At 37.2% G+C, this 12,065-nt stretch carries 10 protein-coding genes; 5 read left to right on the top strand and 5 right to left on the bottom strand.

What is annotated here, in order from left to right:
• The first annotated feature begins 42 nt into the window (after positions 1-42).
• Entirely contained in the window at positions 43-981 is a 939-nt protein-coding gene (locus LPC21_RS03525; RefSeq protein WP_229318127.1) for a bifunctional riboflavin kinase/FAD synthetase, read from the top strand.
• A gap of 71 nt (positions 982-1,052) precedes the next feature.
• Positions 1,053-2,138 carry a biotin synthase BioB gene (bioB, locus tag LPC21_RS03520; protein WP_229318126.1) on the top strand — a complete coding sequence of 362 codons (1,086 nt, stop codon included), beginning with the start codon at positions 1,053-1,055 and terminating at the stop codon, positions 2,136-2,138.
• 55 nt (positions 2,139-2,193) lie between these two features.
• Here bioB and LPC21_RS03515 read toward each other — a convergent pair whose 3' ends face one another.
• On the bottom strand, positions 2,194-4,968 hold the full coding sequence (locus LPC21_RS03515) for a WD40 repeat domain-containing protein (RefSeq protein ID WP_229318125.1): 2,775 nt from the start codon (positions 4,966-4,968) through the stop codon (positions 2,194-2,196).
• 165 nt (positions 4,969-5,133) lie between these two features.
• Here LPC21_RS03515 and LPC21_RS03510 point away from each other — a divergent pair, with 165 nt between their 5' ends.
• A complete protein-coding gene (locus LPC21_RS03510) occupies positions 5,134-5,613 on the top strand; it encodes a regulatory protein RecX (protein ID WP_229318124.1) in 480 nt (159 codons plus the stop codon).
• Here the strand turns inward: LPC21_RS03510 and LPC21_RS03505 are convergent.
• The 4 genes from LPC21_RS03505 to LPC21_RS03490 are packed head-to-tail and all read right to left on the bottom strand — an operon-like array spanning position 5,602 to position 9,841.
• Positions 5,602-6,756: a beta-ketoacyl synthase N-terminal-like domain-containing protein gene (locus LPC21_RS03505; RefSeq protein ID WP_229318545.1), complete on the bottom strand. Its 1,155-nt coding sequence runs from the start codon at positions 6,754-6,756 to the stop codon at positions 5,602-5,604. The two genes, LPC21_RS03510 and LPC21_RS03505, sit on opposite strands and share 12 nt — an antisense overlap.
• Before the next feature lie 20 nt (positions 6,757-6,776).
• On the bottom strand, positions 6,777-8,048 hold the full coding sequence (bioA, locus tag LPC21_RS03500; protein WP_229318123.1) for an adenosylmethionine--8-amino-7-oxononanoate transaminase: 1,272 nt from the start codon (positions 8,046-8,048) through the stop codon (positions 6,777-6,779).
• Between the two features lie 12 nt (positions 8,049-8,060).
• The gene (gene bioD / locus LPC21_RS03495) at positions 8,061-8,681 is read right to left on the bottom strand and encodes a dethiobiotin synthase (protein WP_229318122.1); all 621 of its coding nucleotides are present in this window, start codon (positions 8,679-8,681) and stop codon (positions 8,061-8,063) included.
• Between the two features lie 14 nt (positions 8,682-8,695).
• Complete coding sequence (locus LPC21_RS03490; protein WP_229318121.1) at positions 8,696-9,841, bottom strand: aminotransferase class I/II-fold pyridoxal phosphate-dependent enzyme; 1,146 nt, start codon at positions 9,839-9,841, stop codon at positions 8,696-8,698.
• A gap of 154 nt (positions 9,842-9,995) precedes the next feature.
• Between LPC21_RS03490 and LPC21_RS03485 the strand changes: the two genes are divergently transcribed.
• Both LPC21_RS03485 and LPC21_RS03480 read left to right on the top strand, forming a co-directional pair.
• Positions 9,996-10,535 (top strand): hypothetical protein, encoded by a 540-nt coding sequence (locus LPC21_RS03485; protein ID WP_229318120.1) that lies wholly within the window; start codon positions 9,996-9,998, stop codon positions 10,533-10,535.
• Positions 10,536-10,856: 321 nt separating this feature from the next.
• The gene (locus LPC21_RS03480; protein WP_229318119.1) at positions 10,857-12,065 is read left to right on the top strand and encodes a hypothetical protein; all 1,209 of its coding nucleotides are present in this window, start codon (positions 10,857-10,859) and stop codon (positions 12,063-12,065) included.

Here is a 12,065-nt window from a genome sequence, read left to right as displayed (position 1 = left end):
AGATTAGCTTAAATTTGCAGCCAAAATAATTAGGAAACCAACTTGAACATTTTTCATTCCATAAACGAATTTCACTCTGACAAAAAAACCATTGTAACAATTGGAACTTTTGACGGAGTACATTTGGGTCACGCAGCTATTCTAAAGAAGCTGACTCAAAACACGCAAAATGAAACTTTTGAAAGTACGGTACTTACTTTTTTCCCGCATCCAAGAATGGTGTTGCAAGGGAAATCCGATTTGAAATTACTGAACACCATCAACGAAAAAATCGAGTTGTTAGAAAAAATCGGAATTGACAATCTAATTATACATCCTTTTGACGAAAAATTTGCTGAATTAAATGCAGAAGCATTTGTTTCAACGATTTTAGTAGACCATCTTCGTGTCCAAAAAATTATCATTGGTTACGACCACCGTTTTGGAAAAAACAGAACGGCCAATATTGATGATTTGATTAGTTTTGGCGCGCAATATGGTTTTGAAGTAGAGCAAATTTCAGCCCAAGAAATTGACGAAATATCCATTAGCTCTACCAAAATCAGAACTGCTCTTGAAGAAGGAGATATTCAATTGGCCAATGAATACTTGGGGTACAGTTATTTTTTAAGTGGTACTGTAGTCAAAGGAAAACAATTAGGGAGAACGATTGGTTTCCCAACAGCCAACATTTCATTAGAAGAAGACTACAAATTAGTGCCTCAAAATGGCGTTTATGTTGTACAAGCTGAAATAGACTGCAAGACTATTTACGGCATGATGAATATTGGGTTCAACCCAACGGTTCAAGGAAAACAGAAAACTATTGAAGTCCACTTTTTTGATTTTGAGGCCGATATTTACAATCGCAAAATCCAGGTTGCTATTTTACAACGCATTCGTTCAGAAAAGAAATTTGAGTCGATAGAATTGCTTACCAAGCAATTGGAAGAAGACCGAAATTTTTCAAGAAATTACCTCCAAAATTTAGAAAATAAGTAGCTTTTCTTTTGAATAGACGCCATTGTCTGTTTGAAACTATTTGATTACTTTTGACCTTTAAAATTATACCGATGAGCATTACTAAACACGATTGGACAAAAGAAGAGATTATCGCTATTTACAATAGACCTTTAATGGACTTATTGTATGATGCAGCGACTATTCATAGAGAAAATCACGATCCAAACGTGGTGCAAGTTTCTACTTTATTGTCTATCAAAACTGGTGGCTGTTCGGAAGATTGTGGGTATTGTCCACAAGCAGCGCGTTACAATACCAATGTAGAAGGCAATGATTTAATGACGGTGAACCAGGTAAAAGCACAAGCTTTGAATGCTAAATCGGCTGGATCTTCACGTGTATGTATGGGAGCGGCTTGGCGTAATGTAAAAGACGGACCCGAATTTGACCAAGTGTTGGAAATGGTACGTACCATCAACAAATTAGACATGGAAGTGTGTTGTACTTTGGGAATGATTACCGAAAACCAAGCACAACGTTTAGCCGAAGCTGGTTTGTATGCATACAACCACAATTTAGATACATCAGAAGAATACTATAAAGAAGTGATTTCGACTCGCGGTTTTGAAGACCGTTTGCAAACTATAGAGAATGTTCGTAAAACCAATGTTACGGTTTGCAGTGGCGGAATCATCGGAATGGGAGAAAGCATCGAAGACAGAGCAGGAATGCTTGTAGCGCTTTCTACTTTAAACCCACAACCAGAATCAGTGCCAATTAACGCTTTAGTAGCGGTAGACGGAACGCCTTTAGAAGACGAAGAACCAGTAGAAATTTGGGAAATGATCCGAATGGTAGCCACTACTCGAATTGTAATACCTGAAACGCAAGTGCGTTTGTCAGCGGGAAGAACCAATATGAGTCGCGAAGGCCAAGCCATGTGTTTCTTTGCTGGTGCCAATTCTATCTTTGCTGGAAATAAATTGTTGACTACCCCAAATCCAGATGTGAATGAAGACATGAAAATGTTTGAAACATTAGGATTGCAACCTCAAAAACCATTTACTAAAATGGTTCAACCGCCAACGGTAGAAGCTGAGGATTCGCAATTTGTTGCTTTAGGCGAAAAACCAAAATGGTCGCGTCCAGGACACAAAATCGAAAGAAATGTAGAGGCTTCTGTAAAAGGAAAATAAAAATTCAATCCCATAAAAAAAGCTTCCAGTCTGAATAGACTGGAAGCTTTTTTATTTAAAATAATAATTTACGGCTTATTTTCTCTCCGGTTTCCAAAGTGATTTGAATGATAATGACTTTCGATTTCCAAAGCGCCGCTTCAATTGAATGTGTTTTTGTATTCAATTGCCTTGCTTGAAACAATTGTTTTCCGTCGATTGAAAACAAAGCAACGGAACTGATTTTATCTTTCGTAGTACTGATCTGAATTTGATTATTTGATGTTACAACTTGTACCGCAGCTGTTATTTTTTCAGCAACTTCATTTGGATTTTTAAAACGCAACACCAATCGATTGTCAAATGTACCTTTTGAAGTAGTAAAGGTATAGCCGCCTTTTTTTAGGTTCTGAATTTTAGTTTCCTTTTGGTCTTCTACATAAATAGTTTGATCCGTAAACAATCCGTCCAAATCGTCTAAACTAATAGTGTAATTACCTTCTTGTTTGACTCTAAAACCAATTGGAATAAAATCCGAATCATCAAAGGGCAAGGCCCTGGCTTGAATACTGTTTTTGAATGTTGCATTTACACTATAAAAATCCAATTCTTCATTACTGTCTAAAGAAATTCCGTCAAACAGTAGATCTTGACCATTGGTTGCTCCCGAAGCATACCCCAACAGAGTTTGTTTAAAAAGTCCTTTTGAATTGGATAGGTTGAGCCAAATGCGGTGTTTTTCAAAGGTAGAAGTTGGTGCCGTTTTCAAAGAATTCTCGTTTTTAAAGAATTGATTATTGTTCCCTTTAATTCGCATGGCATTTTTAAATACAACAGACCCTTGTTCATTGGCTCCCAATGCAAAAAAAGCTTGTCCTGATGCAATTTTACCAGTCGGGATGGAGTTATTTATTCCGTTATTTTTAGCCGCAGTACCTACTCCACCAAAAAGAGTATAGACCGCATAATCATCGGACATATACTGGCCCTTTTCACTAGATGTATTGTGAGTCCAAAAATACAAACTCCCCTGCAACAGCTTTTGGTTTTCCAAAATAAAGGCGTTAGCATCTAGAGCTGATGGATACGGATTGCCAATTAATATTGGATTCGTCGATTTTTCTATTGGCAATGAAATCAAACCATTATTGGGAACACCAGAAAATACCGCTTCGAAAATAGAGGGTATGGTTGCTGAAAAATTGGAAGGTGCTTGAAAAATATAACCCTTACCTAAATCCATCGTAGTAGTACTTTGTTCATTATTCCAGTTATTCAAATAGGTATTAAAAGAATAAAAAGTTGCCATCGGTGAATTGGGAGAAAGTAATTGCAATTGTTGGCCTACCACTGGTGAGGCCCAATACGTATAATCTAAAGTAGTGACCGGTGAAGTTTTTCGTTTGAATTGAATATTGCCAGTATTCACTACGGAATCGTCCGTTTGATAAAAGGAAGAACTATTCTCAAAAATCAAATTGCCGCTTCCAGAATAATTGGACCCCAATTCCAATGTGACTCCCGTTGCAACTTTTACAGTTACCCCTAAATTTAGCGAACATGTACAGGCTTTAGTGTCTTGTAGCAGGTCATAATTCGCAGTAAAAACAATCGCTTTTTCTGCTGTGGGCAATCCATTACTCCAAGAAGTCCCATTCCAAATTGTTTCTTCTTGGCAAAACAACAATTTAGCCATTCGATTCTTTTGGATTTCAGAAACCAAATTAAAATCTCCTCCAATGATCGCTCCTCCTTGAAACAAACTAATACTATTGAGCTGTCCATTAGGTAGTATTGAAAACGTGGAGTCGTAATTCCCATTGGGTAAAATTTGAATCATTCTTTTTACAATAGTACCATTATAATTACCTGAAAAAGATCCGCCAACAAGCATTTTCCCATTGGTTTGAATAACTATAGAACGTACCGTTCCATTACTAAAACCAGTCCCAGAAATAAACGAACTATCTTGACTTCCATTCGTATTTAGTCGCACAATTCGTTTAATGGATTGCCCGTTAAAAGTAGAAAATGAACCTCCAATTACAATTTTTCCATCCTTTTGTAATGCCATGGCATAAATAGGACTACTAAAACCCGTTCCAATGGAAAAACTACTATCTACTGATCCATTCAAATTTAATCGAATTAATTTACTGGATGCTTTTCCGTCAAAGGTGGTAAAATCGCCACCTACCAAAACTTTCCCATCGGTTTGTAGCAACAACAAATTAGGCGTGTCATTAGGATTCGTTCCAATGGCAAAACTACTATCCAAATCTCCATTTGGATACAAACGAATGACTTTATTTACAGCTAGTCCATTGTATTTACTAAAACTTCCTGCTGCCAAAATTTTGCCGTCCGGCTGTACTGCTATAGAATACACAGTAAAATTAAATCCTGTGCCCAATGCAAAAGAAGTATCTAAGGTTCCGTCAAAATTCAACCGGATCAAACGATTCACCGTAACTCCATTATATTTGACAAAATTGCCGGTCACTAGAAGTTTCCTGTCTGGTAACACAACGACATCTTTCACCGTATTATCTGGTCCAGATTGATTAGTGTTAAAACTCAAGTCCAACTCTCCTTTAGCGGTAAGCTTAACAAAACCGTTAACCGGAATCCCATTGAATTGAGTAAAACTCCCAAAGGCGATATAACCTCCATCGGGCAATGAGATAATTTTATCTACCTCTTTGTCAAAACCAGAACCTGAAAGGCCTTTGTCAAACGTATTAAAATTAGGATCCACCTGGACTTTTTGGCTATAGCCAAAAAAAGAAAGAAAGAAGAGTAGCGCACAGGCAACCCATGCTTGTGGTTTGATTTGAGAAAAGTATAACATAAAGGGGGGCGCTTTAAATTATGATATAATGTATACAATCAACTAGTTAGTACAAATATAATTTAAAAAAGAATACAATTTAATAGTCCAATTAATAGGTTTTGGGAAAGCCAAAATAGCGCAATCCAAAAAAATTACTTACTTTTCGTGTATAAAAACACCCCAATGAGCGAAGTCAATTCCGTTAAAGAAGCGATTCACAAAATAGAACATTTTTGCGCCTACCAGGAGCGATGCCACAACGAAGTGGAACAAAAACTCCGTGCTATGAAAATGGATTCGAATGAAATTGACGAAATTCTGGCGCATTTAATTCAGGAAAATTACTTGAATGAAAGTCGGTTTGCTTGTAGTTTTGCCCGTGGAAAACACCGAATTAAATTCTGGGGTAAAGTGCGAATCGTTAACGAATTGAAATTCAGAAACATCTCCACCTACAACATCAATTTGGCCCTCAAAGAAATTACAGCTGAAGAATACGAAACCAATTTCAATGCTTTAGCCAAACGAAATTGGCATTCCATCAAAGAAGCTAACGGACTTAAAAAACGCAAAAAATGTTGTGATTTCTTATTGCGAAAAGGCTACGAAAGTAATTTGGTGTATGAAAAAGTAAAGGATTTAGAAGCCCAATTAAATAGCTAACAAAATACTCACGGCATTACCACCAAAACCAACTGCATTCACCAATACTTTTCGAATGGGTTGTTTTGCATTTTGTGCTTTCGCAAAAGGAACGCCTACAAATTGATTGTGTTGTAGCATTAAGATTGCCAACTCCAAACTCAAAATCCCTGAAGCGCCAAAAGTATGTCCTATTTTCCATTTGTTGGTCGTCAATAAAGGAAGTTGGGAACCAAAAACTTTTTCAATGGCTTTGTATTCGGTCAAATCGCCTTTAATTGTTCCTGGCGCGTGCATGACAATTACGTCTACCTCGGATAAGTCGGTATTAGCTAACGCCATTCTCATGGACTTTTGGAAACAATCGGCCTCTGCAGAAATAGAAATATTGTGTTCTAAAATTTCGGTTGCATACCCAATGCCTTCTATGAAAGCCAAAGCGTTTTCTTTTTTACCAATTTCCAAACAACATACCCCAGCACCTTCGCCCAAAATCAACGTATTTTGTTTTTTTTCCAAATCCAAAGCGCGATTCGGGTAATCTTCTTCGCTTCGAGAATAAATTTTTAACGCACGCATTTGAGCAATCGTAAAGTCGGTCAAAGGCGCTTCACTTCCTCCAACCAAAAATTTATCTGCCATTCCCGAACGCAACCAAGCCACACCGTTCAAGACTGCATGTAATGCAGTAGAACAAGTTATTGAATGGGAAATTTCTGGCCCTTCTGTCTGTAAATCGTGTGCTACCCAAGAGGAAATATTTCCTAAAGTGGTAGTGGGAGAAGCCAAGGTTTGGGCTTTCCCTGTGGTAAGATATTCTTCAAAATGCTGTTCAAATAAATCGGTCGCCCCACGAGACGAACCTATATTAATTCCGAAAGAATCGTTTTTGGACCAAGCCGCTTTGGCTATTGCTTGTCGCGAAGCCAGCATGGCATATAAAACCGAAGGGTCTAAAGAATTGTATTTACTGTCCGATGCTCTTAAAGCCGCAACTTGTGCTTGTGAATTCTCGTCTAAAGCACCTACCCAAGTCTCTTTTTGATCCAATAACCTACTTTCAAAACACGGATTGGGATTTTGGTAGTTGTTCCAAATAGTTTCGGAATCATTCCCCAAAGGAGAAATAGATGCAATAGCTGTTATGGAGATCGTTTGTGGCAAAGGATTATTTTTTGGCAAAATTACACTATTTCAAGAGCACTTTCCACCACTTGATACACTTTTTCTAGTTGTTCATCTGTAATTACATAGGGTGGCAAGATGTATACAATATTGCCTACTGGGCGTAATATCACCCCGTTTTCAATGAAAAAATTATACAGTTTATTACGCAAATTTCCATAATAACTTGCCGCTGATTCGGTCTTGATTTCTAAAGCAAAAATAACCCCAAGGACTCGAGTTGTTACCACATTAGGATGTGATTGCACTCGTTGTTCAAAAGCCAAATGCTTAGCGTTGACTCTTTCAATATTGGCTTGCATATCCGGAGTTTGCAATAATTCTATACTCGCCAATGCGGCTGCACAACCGGTTGGATTGGCCGTAAATGTATGGCCATGAAACAAAGCTTTGTTAATGTCATCATCATAAAAGGCATCGAAAATATCTTGCGTAAAAGTCGTAATCGCCATCGGAATGGTGCCACCCGTTAAGGCTTTGGACAAACACATCATATCGGGTTGCTCCACCAAATAATCCGAAGCAAAGGTTTTTCCTGTTTTTCCAAAACCTGTCATGACTTCGTCAGCTATGGTAAGCACATTATTGGCTTTACACATTCGAATTAAAGTATCCAAAGCAACTGGTTCATACATGACCATTCCTGCTGCGCCTTGTACCAAAGGTTCAAAAATAAATCCGGCACATTTATGATTTTTTAGGGCTTTCGCCAAAGCATCACAACTGGCTTGTTCTTGTCCAACAACAGGAACCGGAATTCGTACCACGTCGATAAACATGCCTTGAAACGCATCGGTAAATAGAGAAATACCACTCGCCGCCATCGCCGCAAAGGTGTCTCCATGAAAGGCATTTTCAAAAGCAATAATCGTAGTTCGCTTTTCTCCTTTATTAAAAAAATACTGCAACGCAACCTTAATGGCAATTTCAACTGCCGTCGATCCGTTGTCTGAAAAGAATAATTTTTGTTGGTTTTGGGGTAAAATCGCTAGTAATTTTTCAGCAACTTTAACCGCTGGTTCGTGTGTAAATCCGCCAAAAAGGACGTGTTCTAAAGTCGTCAGTTGTTTGTAAATCGCATCGGCAATAAAAGTGTTGGAATGACCGTACGGATTGACCCACCATGAGGCAATTGCATCAATATATTCTTTCCCATTTTCATCCCACAATAATGCCCCTTTCCCTTTGGTAATGGCAATAGGAGCCGAAGCGGTCTTATGCTGGGTATACGGATGCCAAAGGTACTGACTGTCTTTTTCGGTTAAGCTCATAAATTAATTTTTCTATTGGATTTTCAACAGGTTTTCTCTGAACAATTCAGCATATTCTAAAATGACATTGGTGTCAAAATAGGGTTCTTGAGCAATTCTGCCCAAAAACGGAACAGCCGTTCTGCTTAAAATTATAGATTCAGAACTTGTATTTTCATCTCCAGAAAAAATAATTCCTGCAACTTGTATTTGTCTATTTTTCAAGGCTTCAATAGTCAATAAGGTATGATTGATACTTCCTAAATAATGACGCGAAACGACAATCACTTTGTAATCGGGCTGAATCAAATCTACTACCGATTGGGTTTCATTCAAGGGAACCAAAATCCCTCCCGCTCCTTCAACAACCAAATGATTATTCGTTTTCGGTTCTTGAATTTGATTCATTGCTATAGTAAGGCCATCTATGGCTGCAGCCAAATGCGGACTTGCCGGAGTTTGGAGCGCATAACTATTCGAATGAAAATGCGACTGTGAATTAGATACTAAAGATTGTACTTTATGAGTATCCGAATGGTTCAAATCACCCGCTTGAATGGGTTTCCAATAATCGGCTTGAAGTGCTTCTACAATAATAGCCGAGGCGATTGTTTTGCCCACATCCGTCGAAATACCTGTTATAAATAATTTCATATTTTTTCGCTTTATCAGTGCCCAAATACAAAAGTACTCAACAATTGTAATACCTCGGTAATTTCTTTTTCTGAATTAAAACTGTGCAAACAAAAACGCAAGCGCTCTTGTCCTTCAGGGACTGTTGGCGAAAGTATGGCTTTCACATCAAATCCTTTTTCTTGTAGTTGATTAGCAATGTTTTTGACTCTTTCATTTCCTGGCAAAATCGCCGATTGAATAGCCGATTTACTGCGAACAAACAAGGGTTTCAAACTCAATCGATTCTTTTCTTGATTGAAATGAGCGATATTATTTTTTAATTTTTGTTGGACCTCACTTGCTATTTCTAAATGATTATAGGCTGTTAAAATAGTGGCAACCGAATGCGGCGATAAACCTGTAGTATAAATAAAACTTCGGGCAAAATTGACCAAATAACTTTTTAATTCTTCGCTTCCTAAAATGGCCGCACCATGGCAACCTAAGCCTTTGCCAAAGGTCATGATTCGTGCAAAAACAGTTTCCTGAAGTTGTACACTTTGTACCAAGCCTTCGCCTTTTTCACCTAAAACACCCAAAGCATGCGCCTCATCAACTACGACAAAGGCCTGATGCTTTTCAGCCAATTGAACTAATTCTTCCAAATTTGGCGTGTCGCCATCCATGGAAAAAACCGATTCGGTTACAATATAAATAGTGGTATTTGGATGTCGAACTAGTAATCGTTCTACATCTTCCAAATCATTATGTTGGAATTTATAGGCCTTAGCATTGGACAATTGGATTCCGTCCCGAATGGAGGCATGACACAATTCGTCATACAAAATCAAATCGCCTTTTTGAGGAACTGCGCTGAAAAATCCTACATTAGCATCGTAACCTGAATTGAAAATCAATGCTGCAGCAGCTTGATGAAATGGAGCAATATAATCTTCGGCAGCTTGATAAACGGAATGATTTCCCGAAAGTAATCGCGAACCTGTTGCGCCATTTTGAAGTTGATCATTGGCAACTAAATACTGATGCGTATTTTCAAAAATTGTAGCAGAACTGGAAAAACCCAAATAATCATTCGAAGCAAAATCAACTAAGTCAGTTGGTTTTGGCAACTGTCGTAGCGCATTATTTTGCAATCGAACAGATAATTTGTTGGAAAGGGTTTCTGGTAATTTTTTCATACCCCACAAAAATAAGGCAAATTTTTGGTCTTTTGAATGCTTGAAAAATCGAAATTGTTTTCGTTTTACCAAAAGATAAACTTTTGTTAAAAAAATGTTAAAATACTTAATTTACCAAAGCTGATGATGGAATTGTTTTCTATTTTCGTTGCCAATGAAAAGAATAGCCACCCTTTTTTTAGTAGTAACCTTGTTCTATAACATGATAGGTTATTATGTAATGTTTGCTTACAAAGAACAGCAAGCATGGGTAGCGCGTATGGAAAACACAAGCCGTACTGATTTCCGAGTTTTGCGTTTGAATGCTTCTTTGTATTCTTTTGCTGAGGATACCGAATTTGAAGATGTAAACGAAGATGTGATCATTAATAACAAAAGCTACCACATCTTTAAAAAGCAAATTAAAAATAACGTGTTGAGCTTGTATTATTTGCCTAACACTGATGAAAATACCGTGAGTAAAGATTTGAATGATCTTGTTCAAAATCAATTATTCAATACCGAATCTTCCAAAGATTCTCCTGTAAAAAAACTATTGAAATCGTTTATCAAAGATTATATTGATAATCCTGAAGTAGGCATTCCTATGCCAACTCAAGCCGTGGCTTCATCTGAGCATTTTGTTACTTATGGTACTGAATTTACGAATCCAGGCCATATTTCTTTACCCTATTCCCCTCCGGATTTTATTTAATCCTCTATTTCCAAAACCTTCGTTTTAAACAATGGTGCATTTGTCATTTGAACTCATGCCATCCTTATAATTTTGATACTAATCGTTTGGTAATCATTATTAAAAATTGATTCGTAAGTTATTGTGAAATACTTCGAATGTCCTATTTAACAGGATCATTCTCCCTTTTTATTTCTATATCTAATTATTACATTATTTTTTGGTTTTGTCCAAAAAACAAAAGCAATAGATCAAATCTTATTTAGGATTGATTCATTCCTTTTTTATTTTCTTCATACCAGAAGAAATACAACTAATTGAAAAAAACTATTACACTAAACAATGAAAAACTATACCTTCATAAACCGCATATTTATTCTAGTTACTATAATTTTAACTGTTATTTTTACACAAGAAACTACTGCTCAAGGCTGTGTTGCCGTTCGACAAATGGGTGGACTTAGCCTATGTTCTACCAATTCCTATAATTTACAAAAAGGAGAATTTCAAGTTGGTGCTAACTATCGTTATTTTCATTCTTGGAGACATTTTGTTGGAACCGAAGAACAACCGCAACGTCAGACAACGGGAGGTGGATTTGATGCCAATGGTAAAGAACTAGGAAATGCTGTAAATATCTATTCTCATGCTGCTGACTTTTCAATTTCGTATGGTGCTTCTGATCGCTTACAATTGAATGCCACTATACCTTATGTAAATAATGAAAGATCACAAGTATTAAAACAAACTAGCCCAACCGCTAAAATATTTAGATATAGTGTGTATGCACAAGGTCTTGCAGATGTCAGATTGAGCGCTAATTATTGGATTTTTGATCCAAAAAAAGCCGAAAAAGGAAATATCATGGTGGGACTTGGAGTTAAATTAAATACAGGAAGTCATGACGAAACAGACGATGCGCCACAAGCCAATGGAACCATTCAAAATGTTGTAATGGATCAAGCTATTCAACCAGGAGACGGTGGTATTGGAGTTTCTTTGGAATTTCAAGGATTCCGAAAATTAATTGGAAAATGGTATGGATTTGCCAATGGTTACTATTTATTTAACCCTAGAGAATCGAACGGAACCTTTAAATCGGCTGCTAAACTAGGTTTGGATGGTTACAATCTTTATGCAAGTCCAGATCAATATTTTGGTAGAGCAGGAGTGATGACTACAGTAGACAAAAAAAATAATCTTAGTGTTTCTTTAGCGGGACGAATTGAAGGTATTCCCGCATATGATGCCATTGGAGGTCAAGTAGCCTATAGAAGACCGGGCTATGTTATTGCTGTTGAATCTGGAATTTCTTACCGAAAAGGAAAACACGGCATTACATTATTTGTTCCATACAATATTGTAAGAAACAGAATTCAAAGTGCTGCAGATATTGCAGATCAAAAAATCCAAAATGCTCGAATTGCTAATCCGGCAAACTACGTTCATGTACAAGGTGATGCTGCTTTTGCAGACTACTCAATCAATCTTGGTTATACCTATCGTTTTACCATGTACAAGAATATGAAAATGAGTGTTACCCATTTATAA

The organism is Flavobacterium ammoniigenes (assembly GCF_020886055.1).
GTDB lineage: Bacteria > Bacteroidota > Bacteroidia > Flavobacteriales > Flavobacteriaceae > Flavobacterium > Flavobacterium ammoniigenes.
Note: the sequence above shows the minus strand (reverse complement) of the source record. Positions and strands in the feature narration are given on the sequence as shown.

Coding starts and splice junctions, on each gene's coding strand:
- LPC21_RS03515 (WP_229318125.1), bottom strand. CDS start 4,968: ATGTTATACTTTTCTCAAATCAAACCACAAGCATGGGTTGCCTGTGCG.
- LPC21_RS03510 (WP_229318124.1), top strand. CDS start 5,134: ATGAGCGAAGTCAATTCCGTTAAAGAAGCGATTCACAAAATAGAACAT.
- bioD (WP_229318122.1), bottom strand. CDS start 8,681: ATGAAATTATTTATAACAGGTATTTCGACGGATGTGGGCAAAACAATC.
- LPC21_RS03480 (WP_229318119.1), top strand. CDS start 10,857: ATGAAAAACTATACCTTCATAAACCGCATATTTATTCTAGTTACTATA.
- bioB (WP_229318126.1), top strand. CDS start 1,053: ATGAGCATTACTAAACACGATTGGACAAAAGAAGAGATTATCGCTATT.
- LPC21_RS03490 (WP_229318121.1), bottom strand. CDS start 9,841: ATGAAAAAATTACCAGAAACCCTTTCCAACAAATTATCTGTTCGATTG.
- bioA (WP_229318123.1), bottom strand. CDS start 8,048: ATGAGCTTAACCGAAAAAGACAGTCAGTACCTTTGGCATCCGTATACC.
- LPC21_RS03485 (WP_229318120.1), top strand. CDS start 9,996: ATGAAAAGAATAGCCACCCTTTTTTTAGTAGTAACCTTGTTCTATAAC.